15 protein-coding genes are annotated in these 16,272 nt (G+C 73.4%); 7 read left to right on the top strand and 8 right to left on the bottom strand.

Features of this window, described 5'->3' with window-relative positions; genetic code table 11:
- Positions 1 to 225 precede the first annotated feature (225 nt).
- The 6 genes from G472_RS0122860 to G472_RS37540 all read left to right on the top strand — a co-directional run bounded on the left by G472_RS0122860 (position 226) and on the right by G472_RS37540 (position 7,868).
- Entirely contained in the window at positions 226 to 1,854 is a 1,629-nt protein-coding gene (locus tag G472_RS0122860; RefSeq protein ID WP_029010231.1) for a tetratricopeptide repeat protein, read from the top strand.
- Positions 1,855 to 2,064: 210 nt separating this feature from the next.
- Positions 2,065 to 3,210 carry a glycosyltransferase family protein gene (locus G472_RS0122855; protein ID WP_156927226.1) on the top strand — a complete coding sequence of 382 codons (1,146 nt, stop codon included), beginning with the start codon at positions 2,065 to 2,067 and terminating at the stop codon, positions 3,208 to 3,210.
- Positions 3,210 to 4,331 (top strand): DegT/DnrJ/EryC1/StrS family aminotransferase, encoded by a 1,122-nt coding sequence (locus G472_RS35095; protein ID WP_051341165.1) that lies wholly within the window; start codon positions 3,210 to 3,212, stop codon positions 4,329 to 4,331. Before G472_RS0122855 ends, G472_RS35095 begins: the two co-directional genes overlap by 1 nt.
- Positions 4,328 to 5,956 carry a thiamine pyrophosphate-binding protein gene (locus tag G472_RS0122845; RefSeq protein WP_029010229.1) on the top strand — a complete coding sequence of 543 codons (1,629 nt, stop codon included), beginning with the start codon at positions 4,328 to 4,330 and terminating at the stop codon, positions 5,954 to 5,956. Before G472_RS35095 ends, G472_RS0122845 begins: the two co-directional genes overlap by 4 nt.
- Positions 5,957 to 5,964: 8 nt before the next feature.
- Positions 5,965 to 7,044 (top strand): ATP-grasp domain-containing protein, encoded by a 1,080-nt coding sequence (locus tag G472_RS39550; protein ID WP_169732848.1) that lies wholly within the window; start codon positions 5,965 to 5,967, stop codon positions 7,042 to 7,044.
- Complete coding sequence (locus tag G472_RS37540; protein ID WP_029010228.1) at positions 7,026 to 7,868, top strand: NAD-dependent epimerase/dehydratase family protein; 843 nt, start codon at positions 7,026 to 7,028, stop codon at positions 7,866 to 7,868. Before G472_RS39550 ends, G472_RS37540 begins: the two co-directional genes overlap by 19 nt.
- A gap of 2 nt (positions 7,869 to 7,870) precedes the next feature.
- On the opposite strand, the gene G472_RS0122830 is transcribed toward G472_RS37540, so the two are convergent.
- Complete coding sequence (locus G472_RS0122830; RefSeq protein ID WP_029010227.1) at positions 7,871 to 8,875, bottom strand: aldo/keto reductase; 1,005 nt, start codon at positions 8,873 to 8,875, stop codon at positions 7,871 to 7,873.
- A gap of 125 nt (positions 8,876 to 9,000) precedes the next feature.
- On the opposite strand from G472_RS0122830, the gene G472_RS0122825 reads away from it, so the two are divergent.
- Positions 9,001 to 9,936 (top strand): LysR family transcriptional regulator, encoded by a 936-nt coding sequence (locus G472_RS0122825; RefSeq protein WP_029010226.1) that lies wholly within the window; start codon positions 9,001 to 9,003, stop codon positions 9,934 to 9,936.
- Positions 9,937 to 9,961: 25 nt separating this feature from the next.
- Here the strand turns inward: G472_RS0122825 and G472_RS0122820 are convergent, their stop codons facing one another.
- The 7 genes from G472_RS0122820 to G472_RS0122790 all read right to left on the bottom strand — a co-directional run bounded on the left by G472_RS0122820 (position 9,962) and on the right by G472_RS0122790 (position 16,266).
- Positions 9,962 to 10,441: an OsmC family protein gene (locus G472_RS0122820; protein ID WP_029010225.1), complete on the bottom strand. Its 480-nt coding sequence runs from the start codon at positions 10,439 to 10,441 to the stop codon at positions 9,962 to 9,964.
- Between the two features lie 112 nt (positions 10,442 to 10,553).
- Complete coding sequence (gene gcvA, locus G472_RS0122815) at positions 10,554 to 11,450, bottom strand: transcriptional regulator GcvA (RefSeq protein ID WP_029010224.1); 897 nt, start codon at positions 11,448 to 11,450, stop codon at positions 10,554 to 10,556.
- An 18-nt stretch (positions 11,451 to 11,468) separates the two neighbouring features.
- Positions 11,469 to 12,104, bottom strand: coding sequence for an FMN-binding negative transcriptional regulator (locus G472_RS0122810; protein ID WP_029010223.1), 636 nt, complete (start codon positions 12,102 to 12,104; stop codon positions 11,469 to 11,471).
- 129 nt (positions 12,105 to 12,233) lie between these two features.
- The gene (locus tag G472_RS35080) at positions 12,234 to 13,304 is read right to left on the bottom strand and encodes an AbrB family transcriptional regulator (RefSeq protein ID WP_051341164.1); all 1,071 of its coding nucleotides are present in this window, start codon (positions 13,302 to 13,304) and stop codon (positions 12,234 to 12,236) included.
- Positions 13,301 to 14,464 carry a mandelate racemase/muconate lactonizing enzyme family protein gene (locus G472_RS0122800; RefSeq protein ID WP_029010222.1) on the bottom strand — a complete coding sequence of 388 codons (1,164 nt, stop codon included), beginning with the start codon at positions 14,462 to 14,464 and terminating at the stop codon, positions 13,301 to 13,303. Before G472_RS0122800 ends, G472_RS35080 begins: the two co-directional genes overlap by 4 nt.
- A gap of 18 nt (positions 14,465 to 14,482) precedes the next feature.
- Positions 14,483 to 15,781, bottom strand: a complete 1,299-nt coding sequence (locus G472_RS0122795) for a TRAP transporter large permease (protein WP_029010221.1) — start codon at positions 15,779 to 15,781, stop codon at positions 14,483 to 14,485.
- Entirely contained in the window at positions 15,778 to 16,266 is a 489-nt protein-coding gene (locus G472_RS0122790; RefSeq protein ID WP_029010220.1) for a TRAP transporter small permease, read from the bottom strand. The genes G472_RS0122795 and G472_RS0122790 overlap by 4 nt, the downstream gene beginning before the upstream one ends.
- Between the last annotated feature and the right edge of the window lie 6 nt (positions 16,267 to 16,272).

Below are 16,272 nucleotides of genomic sequence, written 5' to 3'. Positions count from 1 at the left end.
CGCCGGCGCCGCAGAGGATTGCGCATGGAAGCCGACGGGCTTTTACTCAATCTTTACCCGCCCGGACCTGACGGGATCGCGGCAACGGCGCGATACGACTTGACAGAGCGTGCGGAATGTCTACCAACAACCGTACGGGGCCAACATCCGTACGGGGTATGTCGCGATGCCGCGTCCGGGCCATGGTGCATCCCGTCCACGCGCCCGAGACGGAGCCAGACCGCGATGACCGACGCCACCCCCACGATCAACGACGCCATCCGCGCCTTCCGGGCCGGTGACCTCGCCGCGGCCGAGCGGGCGTGCCGGGCGATCCTGGCCGCCGACGCACGCGACGGCGGCGCCCTGCACGTGCTGGCCCTGATCGCCGCCAGCGCCGGCCACGCCGCCGACGCCATGGACCTGCTGGACCGCGCGGCCGAGGCGGCGCCGACCGACCCGTCCGTCTTCAACAGCCGCGGCAGCCTGTATTACCAGATGGAGCGCTACGGCGAGGCGGAGGCGGCCTTCCGCCGGGTGCTCGCCCTGCGCGAGGACCTGCCGGAGGCGCACGGCAACCTGGGCAACGCGCTGAAGGCGCAGGGGCGCGCCGCCGAAGCCGAGGCCTGCTACCGCCGCGCCCTGGAACTGCGGCCCGATGCGCCGGAGATGCACAACTTCCTGGGCGGGGCGTTGCGCGACCTGGGCCGGTTGGAAGAGGCGGAGGGCAGCTTCCGCGCCGCCCTGGAGCGCGCGCCCGACTATCCCGACGCCCGCTACGGCCTGGCCGAGGTGCTGGCCACGCTCGGCCGGCCGGAGGCGGCGGCAGAGGCGTTCCGCGCCGTGATCGATGCCGTTCCCGCCTTCATCCAGGCGCGGGTCGGACTGGCCCACGCGCTGCACAGCCTGGACCGCGCCGACGAGGCCATCGCGGCGATCGACGAGGCCCGCGCCCTGGCGCCCGACCACCCCCTGGTGGCCTTCACCCGCCGCCTGATCCATTCCAACGCGGTGCCCGGCTGGCATCTGCCGATGATCAACGACACGGAGCGCAACGACGCCTACCGCCGCGCCGTGGAACGCGCCGTCGGCCCCGACAGCCTGGTGCTGGAGATCGGCACGGGGTCGGGCATCGTCGCCATGATGGCGGCGCGCGCCGGGGCGCGCCGGGTGGTGACCTGCGAGGTCAACCCGGTGCTGGCCCGCGTCGCCGCCGAGACGGTGGCGCGCAACGGCTACGCCGACCGCATCACCGTGGTGCCCAAGCTCTCCACCCGCCTGGAGATGGGCACCGACCTGCCGGAGAAGGCGGACGTCTTCGTCTCCGAACTCATCAACATCGGCATGCTGGCGCCGCGCATGCTGTCGGTGCTCCAGCACGCCCGCACCCATCTGGTGAAGCCCGGCGGCGCCATCATCCCGCGGGCCTCCACCGTGTACGCCATGCTGGTGGACGCGCCGGAGCTGGCGCGCATCAACCCGGTGGGCACGATCGACGGCTTCGACATGTCGGCGATGGACGTCTTCCGCTCCCCCGGCTACGCCCAGATCGACCTGGGCGCCGACGTCCACACGCCGCTTTCGGACCCCTTCACCGCGCTGGAGTTCGACTTCACCCGCAACATGCCCGAGGAGGGCCGGCGCCAGATCGCGGTGCCCGTCACCGCCGCCGGCACCTGCCACGGCGTCGCCTTCTGGTTCGACCTGTTCATGGACGAGGAGGTCGTCTACCACTCCGCGAGCCGCGCGCGCACCAACCACTGGAAGCAGGCCATCGCCTTCTTCGATCCGCCGCTGGCGGTGCAGCCCGGCGACACCGTGCGGGTGGTCGCCCGCTACGATGCCAATCAGATCACGTTCGACCGGGCGGAGTGAACCCGTTCTGGTTGTATATTGCCGAAAAACCCGGCGCTGCTTCTCCTGCGCACCGATGATGCTTATGCCGGAGCGCCGTTTTGCGCCGATTGCCGGACGCAAGCGGTCTGTGCTAACGTGCCGATGAATGGTTGAAATTCCAAATTATCTTGGAGCCATCGGCATCGTGACTTGCGGGACGGTATGAAATACTCGCGCCGGGCTATCGTTTTGCAACGAACGGCGTCCTTCGACTGGTTCGGTGTGGTGCGGACGGGGATCGCGTTGCGGGTTGCCGCACTCCGCACCCTGGGATGGAACACCCGGGTGGTCGATCCGTCGGCCCTCGGCGGTGACGCCGGCTTCGCCGGCGCAGACCTGGTGCTGGCCGACAACGGAATTGCCGCGGCGCCGGACGCCTTCGCCGCCGCCTGCCGGAACCTGGCGCCGGGCCGGCTGGTGATGCGGATCAACAACCCCGCCTATTTCGCCCACAGCCGTCTGGCCATGGCCGTCGCGCGGCGCGCCGATCCCCGGGCGTTGCTCGGCTTCATCGACATGGACGGGCCGGACTACGCCGCCGGGGCGCTGGGGTCGCCGGCCCGGACCTGCGCGGCGCTTCCCCTGCTGGTGCCGCCGCGCGACCCGCCGGTGCCCTGGCGGCAGCGGACGGAGGCGGTGACCTATGTGACCGGCTACCCGATCTTCGTGCCCGAACGCGACGACTGGCGCATCCGGATGCCGCAGCACGCGGCCACGGCCGACGCCCTGGCGGAGCGGATGGAAGCCTGTCCCGACACACCGCTCTGGCGTCACGCCGCGGCTGTGTTCCGGCAGCGCGGCGGTGCGCTCGTTCCCTGGACGGGGGATGGCGCCGTGCTGATGGAATGCGTGGGGCGTTTCGTCATCGCCCGGGCCAAGCGGCGCCTGCTGGCTTTCCTGGCGCGTTTTCCCTGCCGCTTCGTGACGCCGGGCTGGCCGGCCGGCCTTGACCGCCACCCGGGGGCGACGGTCGACGGACCGATGCCGTTTCCGGATCTGGTCGAGGCGGCCGGGCGCAGCCGTGCCGTCGTCAGCCACGCGCCCAACCTGATGGGGGGCGGGCTGAGCGAGCGGATCCTGAATGCCCTCGCGCGCGGCTCCGTCGGTGTCGCCGGCCGGACGCGGGCGACCGCCGGCCTGTTCCGGGAGGGCACGGACCTGCTGACCTTCACCGCGGATACCGACACCCTCGGCGCCCACCTGGAACGGGTGTTCACCGGCGACCCCGACCTGGAGAGCGTCGCCGAGACCGGCCGCCGCAGTGTCGAACGGTTCGCCCCGGTGCCGATGATGAGTGCCCTGCTGGACGCGGCGTTTGCCGCGCCGGAGGCGTGATGCTGCCCGTCCTGGTTCCGGACATGCCGCCGCCCGAGGCGCTGATGCCGCTGCTGGAAGCCATCGCCCGGTCCGGCCGGTTCACCAATTTCGGCCCGATGGTCGGCCGTTTCGAGCGGGACCTGGCGGATCTGCTCGGTCCCGGAGCGGCGGTGTGCACCACCTCCTCCTGCACCGCCGCGCTGGAGGCGGCGCTGGGCGTGCTCGACCTCGCCCCGGGAACGGCGGTCCTGCTGCCGTCCTTCACCTTCCCGGCGACGGCGCTGGCGGTGTGCCGGGCCGGGCTGCGCCCGGTGTTCTGCGACGTCGACCCGCAGACCTGGACGCTGACGCCGGCCATCGCCCGCGATGCCCTGCCCCGCGCCGGCGCCGGCACCGGCGCCGTGGTTCCGGTGGCGGCGTTCGGTTGCCCGGTGCCGGCCGACGAATGGTCGGCCTTCAGCCGCGACACCGGCGCGGCCGTGGTCGTCGACGCCGCGGCGGCGCTCGGCCGGCAGGGGTTGGCGGACGGCCTGCTCGTCGCCTTCAGCCTGCACGCGACCAAGCCGCTGGGGATCGGCGAAGGGGGGCTGGTGGCCGGCCGCGACGCCGACCGCATTGCGCGCGTCCGCCGCGCCATCAACTTCGGCCTGGAGAACGGCACGGTGACGGCCGGCGGCTTCAACGGAAAGCTGAGCGAGATGGCCGCGGCGGTCGGCGTGTTGCAGCTCGCCCGCCGTGAGGACGTCGCGCGGCGCCGGCTCGCGGTCCGGCAGGCGTACCGCGCCGCCCTGGCGCGGCTGCCGGGCGTCCGGCTGCAACGGGACGACGGGGACGCCGCCGCCGTCCTGGTGGTGCAGACCGGGGTGCCGGCGGAGACCGTCGCCGCCGCCCTGGCCGATGCGGGCATCGAGACGCGGCGCTGGTACGCGCCCCCCCTGCACCGCCAGCCGCGGTTCGCCGGATGCCGTCGCATCGGCCCCGACGGCGGGCCGGACCTGCCGGTCACCGACGGTCTGGCCGACCGCGCCATCGGGCTGCCGTTCCACGGTTTCCTGACCCCGGACGACGTGGGCCGCGTGGTCGGTGCCCTGGCCGCGGCGCCGGACCGGCACCGCCCGCCCGCCGGGGGCCGGGCATGACCGGCGCCCGGCTGCCGTCCTGCGCCGAAGCGGTCGCATCCTGGCTGGCACGGCTCGGCTGCGAACGCGTCTTCCTGGTGCCGGGGGCGCGGATCGACCCGCTCGTCGCCGCGGTCGCCGACGGCCCCGTCCTTCCCGTGGTCGCCCAGAGCGAACTGGGCGCCGCCTTCATGGCCGACGGCCACGCCCGCCGCACCGGCCGGCCCGGCGCATGCCTGATGACCGGCGGTCCCGGCACCGCCTATGCCGCAGCGGGCGCGATCACCGCCCGGCTGGAAGGGGTGCCGGTGGCCTTCGTCAGCGGGTCCCCGGCGGCGGACGAGGGCGACGGTGCCTTCCAGGACACGGGGTGCGACGGCTGGCGCGACGCCGCGGTGATGGAACGGGCGGTGGACCTCAGCCTGGAGGCGGGGGCGCCGGCGGCGCTGCCCGCCGTCCTGGCCGACGCCGCCGCCCGACTGGCCGGGCGCCCCGCCGGTCCGGTCCACATCGTCCTGCCCCTGGACGTCCAGGACGCGCCGGCACCGGCCATCGCTCCGCCCGCCGCCGCCCCGCCGTCGGCAGCACCGTTCGACGCCGGCGCCCTCGACGGCATGGCGTCGCTGCGGCACCCGGCGCTGGTCGCGGGACCGGCGGCGCTGGCGGGCGGCACGCCGGAGCTGCTGCGGGCGGTGGCCGAAACCTACGTCCTGCCCGTCGTCACCACCTTCGCCGCCAAGGGGGCGATCGACGAGGACCACCCGCTGTGCCTCGGCCCGATCGGCTACGGTGAGGGACTGCACGCGACCCGCCTGCTGCGCCGGGGCGATCTCGGCGGGCTGCTGGCGCTGGGCGCGGACCTGAGCGAGCGCGATCCCAACGGCCGGCGCCCCGGCCCCCTGCCCGACCTCGTGCTGCACGCCACCGATCCCGCGGCGGCGCTGGCCTGGATGCTGGAGAACCGGGACGGCCGCCTGCGGGCCCTGGCCGCCGGCGCGTCCGCCCGCCGCGCCTGGATCGCCGGGCTGCGGGCCGGACCGGGCCGCCGCCCGTGCCGGCCGCCGGAACCGGGGGAGGCCATGGCGGTGGACACGCTGGTGACGGCCCTGCGTGCCGCGGCACCGCGCGACACCGTCCTGTTCTGCGACGCCGGCCTGTTCCGGCCGTTCGTCGGCCATCACTGGACGACGCCCTTCGCCGGGGGATTCCACGCCGCCCCGCGGACCGCACCCATGGGGTGGGCCATCGCCGCCGGCATCGGGGCCAGCCTGGCACACCCGCACACGCCCGTGCTGGTGGTCACCGGGGACGGCTGCATGCGCATGCTGGGTCCGGAGCTTGCGACGGCGGTGCGGTACGGCGCCCCGGTCACCGTGGTGGTGAGCGACAACGCCATGCTCGGCAACGTCCATCTGCGCGCCCGCGCCCGCACGCCCGGCGCGGCGGCCCTGTCGCTCCTGCCCCGCATCGACTGGGTCGCTTTCGCCCGCTCGCTGGGCGCCGCGGCGGTCGCCGCCGACACGCCGGCCGCGGTTGCCGATGCCCTCGCCGCCGCACGGCGGATCGCGGGGCCGTTCGTCATCGCCGTTCCCACCCGCGCCGATCCGTTCGGTGCGGATGGAGTCACGGCACCACCGCCACCATGAAGAAGCCCATGCGAATCCTCCTTCTGAGCGCCGGGAGCCTGTGCGCCCGCAACGTCATCGACGCCCTTGCCCCGCACCGGCGGGGGCTCACGCTGATCGGAACCAACAGCCTGGCGGCGGCGGGGGTGTTCGACTGCGATGCCGCCCACCGGGTGCCGCCGGCGGCCGATCCGGACTATGAACCGGTGCTGGCCGCTCTCATCGACCGCGAGGAGCCGGACCTGGTCATCCCCACCCGCGACGACGACGTCCTGGCGCTCGCCCGGCTGAAGGCGGCGCGGTCCGGGTCCACCCGGCCGGTGCTGCCGGTGGGCAGCACGGCGGCGGCCGCGATCATGGACGACAAGCTGGCCAGCCATCGCTTCGCGGTGGCCGAGGGCCTTCCCTTTGCCGCCACCGTCGCCACGCCGGAGGAGGCGCTGGCCCTGGGCGAGGCCCACGGCTACCCGCTGATCGGCAAGCCGGCGCGCGGGAACGGGTCGCGCGGCGTGGTGCTGCTGCTCTCCCCCGACCACGTCCGGCGGGCCTTCGCCGACAGCGGCATGGTGGTGCAGCCGTACCTGGACCCCTCGCCCGACCTCACGGCGGCCCTTCCCGACCTGTCCGCCGGTGTCCCCTTCTTCTTCTCCCTGCCGGAAACCGGGCAATATTCGGTGCAGGTGGTCATCGGACCCGACGGCGACGTCTCGCCGCTCTTCGCGTCCCGCAACACCATGGTCTGCGGGCGGTGCGAATGGTCGCAGCGGACGACCGACCCGGCGCTCGCGCGGGCCGGCATGGACTTTGCGCACAGCATCCGGCAGGCCGGCTGGGTCGGACCGTTCAACGTGCAGTTCAAGCGCACGCCGGACGGGCGCTACGTGGCGTTCGAGATGAACGGCCGCTTCACCGGCACCACCTCCGCCCGCAGCCATCTGGGTTTCGACGAGGTGGCGGAGGTGCTGCGGCGCTTCACCGGGTGGAGCGGCGACGACTCCTGTCCGGCGGCACCGGTCGCCGCGGTGCAGAAGATCCTCACCGACCATCCGCTCCCGGCGGCGGACGCCGAGCGGTTCCGGGAGGACGGGCGGTGGCGCAGATCCTGCTGACCGGGGGGAGCGGCTATCTCGGCGCCTGCGTCGCCGACGCGCTGGCCCGGCGGGGTCTGCCCTTCGCCGGCCTTCCCGGCCGGTTGGAGGCGGTTGCCCCGCACTCCCTGCGCGCCGACGTGGTCATCCACGCCGCCGGCGCCCTGCGCCACCGCATGGATGAGGCCGACCGGTCGAACCGCGCGGGCATGGCGGCCCTGATCGCCGGACTGGACCGGCCGACGCCGGTGGTGTTCGTCTCCAGCCGGTCGGTCTACGGTCCGCACGGCGGTGACCGGCCGCTGACCGAATCCGACCCGGTGGGGCCCATCGACGCCTACGGGCGAAGCAAGCTGGAGGCCGAACGGCGGCTGGCGGCCAGCGGCCACCCCTTCGTCATCGTGCGGGCGACGACGCTGATCGGCCGGGGCCCCGGCGGGGCGGGACGGTCGTTCCTGACCGCGGCCGCGCGCACCTGGATCGCCGGCGGCACGGTGACGCAGTACACCCCCGACCGGCCGCACGACCACCTGGATGTGCGGACGCTGGCGGACGCGCTGGTGCGGATCGCCGCTGCACCCGGTGCGATCGACGGCCGGATCGTCAACGCCGCCGGTCCGATCCGCAGCGTGCACGCGACCATGGACGCGCTGGCCGCGGCGGTGCGGCAGCACTGCGGGCGCGCGCCGGCGCTGCGGCGCTGCCCCGAGCCGGCTCCGCCGGCCCCGCTCCTGGACGGCGGGGCGTTCGCGCGGCTGTGCGGACCGCCGGAGCCGCCGGACGACCGGGTGCTGTGCGCCGACCTCGTGGCATTCCTGGCGGCGCAGACCGCCCGGCCGGGCTGACCTCACCCCTTCTCGCTGTCCAGGTGGGCGAGCAGGGCGGCCGGGTAGCGCTCCCCCGCGGCCGCACCGGGCGGCAGCGCCTCGGCCAGGGCGGCGCGGTCGGCGGCGGACAGGGTGAGGTCGAGGGCGCCCAGCGCCTCGGCCAGCCGGTCGCGCCGGCGCGCGCCCACCAGGGGGACGATGTCGGTCCCCTGCCCCAGCACCCAGGCGATGGCCACCTGCGCCACCGTGGCGCCGATCCGCTCCGCCACGGCGCGCAGGCGCTCCACGAGGGCCAGGTTGTGCTCCAGGTTGGCGCCACGGAAGCGCGGACCCATGGCGCGGAAGTCCCGTTGCGCCCCGTCGGCGGCGCGGTCCTTCGTCCAGTGGCCGCTGATCAGGCCGCGGGACAGCACGCCGTAGGCGGTGATGCCGATGCCCAGGTCGCGGCACGTCGGCAGGATGGCCGCCTCGATGCCCCGGGAGATCAGCGAGTATTCGATCTGCAGATCGGCGACGGGGTGCACGGCGTGGGCGCGGCGGATGGTGTCGGGACCGACCTCCGACAGGCCGATGTGGCGGACCAGCCCGGCCGTCACCAGGTCGGCGATGGCGCCCACCGTGTCCTCGATGGGCACCGCCGGGTCGAGGCGGCTGGGGCGGTAGATGTCGATGTGGTCGACGCCCAGCCGCTTGAGGGAATAGGCCACGAAGGTCTTCACCGCCGCGGGGCGGGCGTCGTAGCCCAGCCAGGCGCCGTCGGGTCCGCGCAGGGCGCCGAACTTGACGCTGATGACGGCGCGGTCGCGGTCGCGGCCGCGCAGCGCCTCGCGGATCAGCATTTCGTTGTCGCCCATCCCATAGAAGTCACCGGTGTCCAGCAGTGTGATGCCGGCGTCGAGGGCGGCGTGGATGGTGGCGATGCTCTCGCTCCGGTCGGCCGGGCCATAGAGGTCCGACATGCCCATGCAGCCGAGCCCGAGCGCCGAAACCGCCGGGCCGCGGGTGCCGAGGGTGCGCTGTTCCATGTCCATGGTCCTTGCGTGATTCCGGCGCACCGACGGGTGCGCCCCTGTCCGCCGGCACCATAGGCGGACGCGCCGCTGTGCGATAAGATGGACAATATCGAAAGCCCTGTCTTCCGGAGCGGACAATGACAGCGCCCGACCTGCGCGACCTCGCCGCCTTCGCCGCCGTGGCCCGCCACCGCAGCTTCCGCCGCGCCGCGCGGGAGCTGGGGGTGCCGGTGTCGAGCCTGAGCCAGCGGCTGCGCGACCTGGAGGAGCGGCTGGGCGTGCGCCTGCTCAACCGCACCACCCGCAGCGTGGCACCGACCCAGGCGGGGGAAACCCTGATGGAGAGCATCACGCCGGCCCTGCGTGCGGTGGAGGAGGCGCTGGACGCCGTGCGCAGCCTGGACGGGGAAGCCTCGGGGCGGCTGCGCATCAACGCGCCGGCCCCGGCGGCGGAACTGGTGCTCGCTCCCATGGTGGCGCCCTTCCTGGCGCGCCATCCCCGCGTGACCCTGGAGATCGTCGTCGAGGCCGAGCTGGTGGACATCGTCGCCGACGGCTATGACGCCGGCGTGCGGTATGAGGAAAACCTGGCCCGCGACATGATCGCGGTCCCGCTGGGCCCGCCGGAGCGCTACCGGATCGTCGCCACCCCGGCGGTGCTGGAGCGGTTCGGCACCCCGCGCGAGCCGCGCGACCTGATGGACCGTCCCTGCATCGGCATCCTGTTCCCCGGGCGCAGCCGCAAGGACTGGGAGTTCGAGAAGGACGGGCATACGTTCCGTCTCCCCCTGCCCTACGTCTTCGCCACCAGCCACGTCCACCTGCAGCTCCGGGCCGCGCTGGACGGGGCGGGTTTCGTCATGACGTTCGAGGGGTATGTCCGCGAGGCGCTGGCCGACGGGCGCCTGGTCAGCGTGCTGGACGACTGGTGCCCGCCCTTCTCCGGCCCCTTCCTCTACTATCCCAGCCGCCACCGGCAACCGCCGGCACTGGCCGCCTTCGTGGCCTTCGTCGCGGCGTGGCGCGCGCGGGAGCGGGAGCGGGGCGACCGGCTCATGCCGGCCGGACCATGACGGGGGTGATCATGGTCCGGCCGGATCACGCCTCCTCGTCGATTCGCGGTTCGCAGGTCACCGGGAAGGAGACGGAATTGGCGATGAAGCACTTGCGGTGGGCCTCGTGATGCAGGCGTTCGGCGAGCGCCCGGTCGACGCCGCGGGCGATGGTGACCGCCGGGCGCAGCACCACGCCGGTGAAGCGGCCGCCGCCGTCGGCGTCCTCGGCCATGATCCCGGCGGCGGTGTCGGCATAGGCGACGACGCGCACGCCGGCGGTGGCGCACAGGTGCAGGTACCACAGCATGTGGCAGGCCGACAGGGAGGCGACCAGCAGATCCTCGGGGTTGTAGCGGCCGGGGTCGCCGCGGAAGGCCGGGTCGGCGGAACCCGCCAGCACCGGCCGGCCGGGGGCGGTGATGTCGTGGTCGCGGCCGTAGGCCCGGTAGGATTCGGTGCCGGCACCGCGGTTGCCCGTCCAGGTCACCGTGGTCTCGTACCGGTGGGTGCGGTCTGCGCTCATGCTGTCCTCGCGGCGGGCTGTCGTCGGATGGGGAGAGCGTGGCGCGGGTGCGTCCGCGCCGGCAAACGAATTCCCGTCACCCGCGGGTGAGCGGCGGTCACCGCCGGCGGCATTACTCCGCGGCGTCCGGCTCCCCGGCCAGTTCGCGGCTCAGCCAGTCGCGGAAGGCGCGCACCTCCGGCCGGGCCAGCGACGCCGGCGCGCACACCAACCAATAGGCGGTGGCGGCGCGCACCGGGGGCCCGAGCACCGGCACCAGCACACCCGATTCCAGGTCCGCGTCGACCACCGGCCGGCGCCCCATCGCCACGCCCAGCCCGCCGGCCGCGGCGTTCAGGGCGTACTGGATGGTGTCGAAGCGCAGGCCGCGCCCGAGGTCCAGCCCGGTGACGCCGCGCCGCTCGGCCCAGTGGGCCCAGTCGGTGGTGGCCCTGGTGACGTGCAGCAGCGTCTGGCCCATCAGGTCCTGCGGCCGGCGGATGCGCGGCGCCAGGTCGGGGGCGCAGACGGGCACCAGCTCCTCCGTCACCAGGTGCATCACCTCCAGGCCCGGCCAGGGGCCGGTGCCCATGCGGATGGCCATGTCGACGCCGTCGCGGGGAAACTCCACGGGGCGATGCGCGGTGTCAACGCTCAGGTCGATGCCGGGGTGGGCGTCCTTGAAGCGGCCCAGCCGCGGCACCAGCCAGCGCAGCCCGAAGGTGGGGGCGGCGCTGATCGACACGATGCGGCGCGGGATGCGGCCCGGCACCGTCTCGGTCGCCCGCGCCAGCACGTCCAGCGCGGCGCGCACCTGCCCCACGTAGGCCGCCCCCGCCTCGGTCAGGGTGACGGTGCGGTTGCCGCGGGTGAACAGGGGCGTGCCGATCCAGTCCTCCAGCACCTGCACGCTGCGGCTGACGGCGCTGGGGGTCAGCCCCAGCTCCTCCGACGCCTCCTTGAAGCTGAGGTGGCGGGCCGCCGCCTCGAACACGCGCAGGGTGGACAGGGGCGGGAGCCGGTATGCCATGGGACCCCTCCGCCGCGGTCAGTCCGGACGCCGCGCCCGCATGGCCGCGGCCACCCGGCGCTCGCCCTCGCCACCCCCGGACAGGCCGTCGATCACCCCGTCGACGTCCGCCGCCGGGCGGTTCTGGCTGAGCTTCCACTTGCCCTCCAGCCGGTCGATGCGCAGGCGCACGCCGACGATGCCCGCCAGCAGCGCATCGACGAAATCGGCCGGCGCGTCGGCGACCGCCCAGGGCTCGGCGCGGCCGGCCTCGTACCGGTCGGTCAGGGCGGTGACCACCGCCAGCAGGCTGTCGCGGTCCTCGAACACCTCCAGCGGGCCGTACGCGTGCACCGCCACGTAATTCCAGGTGGGCACGACCTTCCCGGTCTCCCGCTTGGTGGCGTACCAGGAGGGGCTGACGTACGCCTCCGGCCCCATGAACACGGCCAGCGCCGGCACGCCCGCCGCGGCGGTGCGCCACTGCGGGTTGGCCCGCGCCAGATGGCCGATCAGCGTGCCCCGGGGGCCGTCGCGCTCGTCCAGCAGCAGGGGCACGGGCGTCGCCACCGGCCCGTCGGGGCCCACGGTCACCAGATTGGCCAGCCCGATGGCGCGGATGGCGTCATGGAGCACGGGCGTGCGGTCTTCGCGGAAGGCGGCGGGCAGGTGCACGGGGGCGGGTCTCCGCTGGGGTCGGCCGTCCCGTCACTGTCGCCGCACCGCGGCCCGGACGGAAGTTCCGGATTCGGAACGCTGCCATGCCGAAACGGTGCCGTGGCGCCGGGTGACCGGGGCTCCCCCTCAGGGCGGCTCCCCGGCCCCCTGCGGTGGCGGTGGCGGTGGCGGTGATGGTGGCGCGGCGGCGGGCTGCCACCACGGCGTCAGCAGGCCCAGCCCGGCGAACCGGACCACATGGTGGGTGGCGACGAAGGCAACGTCCAGTCCCAGGGCGAAGGCGACGATGGTCATCGCCTCCACCCCGCCCGGCGCGTAGGCCAGCCAGAGCTGCCCGAAGGGCAGGCCCAGCAGCGCGCTGCCGGCTGCCGCGAACGCCGCCGTCAGCGCCAGCGCCAGCCCGACGCTCTCCAGCGACGGGCGCAACGCCCCCAGCAAGGCGCGCGGCGTCACGCCGCGAAAGCGCACGCCGATGACGGCGCCGGTCACCACGAAGCTGACGGTCAGCAGCCAGTCCGGCAGGCGGTGGCTGGCGATGCCGGAGCCGTAGAGCACCGCGCTGGCCAGCATCGCCCCCATCATCACGCCGCCGGGAGCCCGCAGCCGGTGGAATACCGCCGCCGTCGCGGTGCAGGCCGCACCGACCAGCACCAGCTCCAGCGGTTCGCTGCCGGCGTCGGCGACGGCCGGGACACCGCCGGCGGGGGCGGCGGCCAGCGCTTCGAGAACCCGGGGCATGACGGCGACCAGGGTGAAGAGGCGCAGGCTCTGCGCCAGGGCCACCCGCATCAGATCGGCCCGGCTTTCGGCCGCCAGCACCAGAACCGGTCCCAGCGCCCCCGGAATGGCCGCGAAGCGGGCGGTGGCGCGGTCCCAGCCGTGCACCCGCTCCAGCCAGAGCGAGCACAGCACGAGGCATCCCACCATCGACGCGGCCAGCAGCACCATGCTCAGCGGCCAGGTGGCCATCCGGTGCAGCGTGTCCGGCGTCACGCCGGTGCCCATGGTCAGCCCCAGCATGATGAAGGCCGCGGTGCTCAACGGGTTGGGCAGGTGCAGCGGCAGGCCGGCCAGAGCCGCGCCCGCCACCGCCACCATGGCCCCCGTCAGCAGCGCCGCCGGCAGCCCCGCCGCCTGGAACAGCCCGCCGCCGAGGACGGCGAGCGCCAGGGTGAGGGCGGTGCGGCCCGCCGTCACTGGTCGACGACGCTGCCGTCGCGGTGGCGGCGCATCGACACCTTGCGGGAGATCGCGGGGCGGATGCGCTCGGCGTCCTCCACCACGTTCAGGCCCAGGCCGGGGCGGTCGGAGGGTGCCATGAAGCCCTGCTCGACGGAGAACGAACCGTCGACGATGTTGGCGCCCAGCAGCGTCGGTGTGGACTCCATGACGTAGTTCTCGTGGCCGGTGGGATACTCGACGATGGCGACGTTGGCCCGGGCGAAGCCGACGGCCGCGCACGCCGCCAGCCCGATGGGGGAGATCGGGTTGTGCGGCGCCACCTGGACGTCGTTGGCCTCGGCGATGGCGGCGATCTTCAGGGCGGCGGTGATGCCGCCGCACACGCCGAGCGACACCCGGGCGAAGGACAGGGCCCGCCGCTCGATCGCCATCTTGAACTGGTAGATGTTGAAGTAGCGTTCGCCGGTGGCGACGGGGATGCGCACCTTGCGCGCCACCTCGGCCATGCCGTCGATGTTCTCCGGCCGGATCGGGTCCTCGATCCAGTAGGGGTCGTACTCCACCGCCTTGTCGGCGAAGGCGATGGCCTCGGCGGGGGTGAGCCGGCGGTGCAGTTCCAGCAGCAGGTCGACCTCGCTGCCCACCGCCTCACGCACCGCCCGCACGGTCTTCACGCCCTCGTCGACCAGGCCGGCGTGGGTCATGAACAGGGGCCGGTCCTCCGGCTCGTCGAGGAACGGGTTGAAATGGCCGATGGCGGTGAAGCCCTCGCGGTGCTTGGCGACGGCGTGGGCGGTCACCTCCTCGCGCGTGGCGGAATAGACGTGGGCGTAGACCCGCATGCGGTCGCGCACCTTGCCGCCGAGAAGCTCGTAGAGGGGAACACCCAGCGCCTTGGCCTTGAGATCCCACAACGCGATGTCGACGGCCGAGATGGCGCCCCCCACGGCGGCGCCGTTGAAGTGGGCGAAGCGGTGCATCATGTTCCAGTGATACTCGATGCGGCGCGGGTCCTTGCCGACCAGGTACTCGCAGAACTTGGCCAGCGCCGCTTCGGACGCTTCCAGATGGCCCCAGGCCCCGCTTTCGCCGTAGCCGGTCACGCCGCCGGTGGCGGTGATCTCGGCGAACAGGAATTGTCCGACGCGGCGGGGGCGGGCTCGTTCGATGATCATGGGTCGCGGTTTCCTTGGTTACCGAAGACCGAACGCGTGCGGCAGGGCCAGCACGAGTTCCGGGAAGAGGATCAGCAGGCAGGTGGCGCCGAAGGCGATGGCCACGTACGGCAGGGCCACCCGGAACAGCACCGCCAGCGGCACGAAGGCGATCTTGTTCAGGGCGTAGAGCACCATGCCCACGGGCGGCGTCAGCAGCCCGATGGTCAGGGCCAGGGCCATGACGACACCGAAGTGCACGGGGTCGATGCCGACCCGTTCGGCGATGGGCAGCAGCATGGGCGTCAGGATGATGATGGCCGGCGTCTGCGCCATGAAGCAGCCGACCACCGTCCAGATCACCAGGAAGAGGAACATCACCACCGTCGGGTTCTCGGAAATGCCGATCACCAGCGCCGCCAGGGCCTGCGGCAGATCCAGGCGCAGCATCACCACGCCGAACGCCGAGGTCAGGGCGATGATGAACATCAAGGTGGCGGTGTCGAGCGCGGTGCCGCGGATCTGTTCGAGGAACTGTCTCCAGGTCAGTTCGCGGTAGATGAACTTGGTCAGCACGAAGGCGTAGAGCACGGCGATGGCGGCCGCCTCGGTGGGGGTGGCGACGCCGGTGTAGATGCCGGCCAGGATGATGCCCGGCGTCAGCAGCGGCAGCAGGGCCCGCACGCCGGCCCGGGCGACCTCGCCCGCCCGCGGGACGGAACCCCGGGGAAGGCCGCTGCGCGCCGCCACGTAGGCGACCCATGCCATGTAGCACAGGGCGATCAGGATGCCCGGCCCGATGGTCGCCAGGAACAGGGTGGCCACCGACTGTTCCGCCTGCACGGCGTAAGCCACCAGCACGATGGACGGCGGCAGGATCGGTCCCAGCAGGGACGATGCCGCGGTGACGCCGGCGCTGAACGGCACGGGATAGCCGTTCTGCTTCATCGCCCGCATCTCCACCGCGCCCAGCCCCACCACGTCGGCGGTGGCGGAACCGGACATGCCGGCGAAGATGAAGGACGCGAGCACGTTGGCGTGCCCGAGGCCGCCGCGCACCGGCTGCACCAGCAGCGCCACGAAGGAGAACAGGCGCTCGGTGATGCCGCCGGTGTTCATCAGCCGGCCGGCCAGGATGAAGAAGGGGATGGCCAGCAGAAGGAAGTTGTCGATGCGGTCGATGGCCAGACGGCTCAGCATCGTCGGGATGCGCGGGTCGAACAGGTCACCGAACAGGATGGTGGCGCCGACGATGGCGGCCAGACCGGCCGCCGCGGCGACCATCAGGCCCGCCATGATGAGGATGACGAGCCCGACGGCGAGAAGGACGGGGATCATTGGTCCGGTGCCTGTCCGGTGGCGGAGAGATAGACACCCTCGTCGCGCCAGGTGACGAGCACCGCCGCGCAGAGGGAGGCGAGCGCCGCGAACTGCAGGGCGTAGATCATGCCCATGGTCAGTTCCGGCACGGCGATCAGGGACATGGTCCAGCTCCGGCCGATCTGCAGATAGGCGCCCCAGGCGAGGTAGGCGAAGACGAACAGCGACAGCAGCTTCATGGCGCCGACCCCCGCCGCCGCCAACGCTCCCGGCAGCTTGCGCAGGAAGAAATCGACGACGATGTGCTCACCGCGCAGGTAGGCCGGCGTCACCGCGGCGTAGACGGCGCACACCAGGGCCATGCGCGAGATTTCCTCCGTCCAGGCGAGCGGCAGCTCGAAGACGTAGCGGAAAAGGACCTGGGCGAGAGTCGCCGCCACGGTGACGAGCACCAGCAGGACGGCGACCCCGATCCAGACCCCGTCGAGGGCTCGACGGATCATGGCACC

This window comes from Azospirillum halopraeferens DSM 3675 (genome assembly GCF_000429625.1).
Classification (GTDB): Bacteria; Pseudomonadota; Alphaproteobacteria; order Azospirillales; family Azospirillaceae; genus Azospirillum; species Azospirillum halopraeferens.
The sequence above is the reverse complement of the archived record's forward strand: the minus strand, read 5'-3'. Positions and strand labels throughout refer to the sequence as shown.

Coding starts and splice junctions, on each gene's coding strand:
- G472_RS0122860 (WP_029010231.1), top strand. CDS start 226: ATGACCGACGCCACCCCCACGATCAACGACGCCATCCGCGCCTTCCGG.
- G472_RS35095 (WP_051341165.1), top strand. CDS start 3,210: ATGCTGCCCGTCCTGGTTCCGGACATGCCGCCGCCCGAGGCGCTGATG.
- G472_RS0122845 (WP_029010229.1), top strand. CDS start 4,328: ATGACCGGCGCCCGGCTGCCGTCCTGCGCCGAAGCGGTCGCATCCTGG.
- G472_RS39550 (WP_169732848.1), top strand. CDS start 5,965: ATGCGAATCCTCCTTCTGAGCGCCGGGAGCCTGTGCGCCCGCAACGTC.
- G472_RS0122830 (WP_029010227.1), bottom strand. CDS start 8,875: ATGGAACAGCGCACCCTCGGCACCCGCGGCCCGGCGGTTTCGGCGCTC.
- G472_RS0122825 (WP_029010226.1), top strand. CDS start 9,001: ATGACAGCGCCCGACCTGCGCGACCTCGCCGCCTTCGCCGCCGTGGCC.
- G472_RS0122820 (WP_029010225.1), bottom strand. CDS start 10,441: ATGAGCGCAGACCGCACCCACCGGTACGAGACCACGGTGACCTGGACG.
- gcvA (WP_029010224.1), bottom strand. CDS start 11,450: ATGGCATACCGGCTCCCGCCCCTGTCCACCCTGCGCGTGTTCGAGGCG.
- G472_RS0122800 (WP_029010222.1), bottom strand. CDS start 14,464: ATGATCATCGAACGAGCCCGCCCCCGCCGCGTCGGACAATTCCTGTTC.
- G472_RS0122795 (WP_029010221.1), bottom strand. CDS start 15,781: ATGATCCCCGTCCTTCTCGCCGTCGGGCTCGTCATCCTCATCATGGCG.
- G472_RS0122790 (WP_029010220.1), bottom strand. CDS start 16,266: ATGATCCGTCGAGCCCTCGACGGGGTCTGGATCGGGGTCGCCGTCCTG.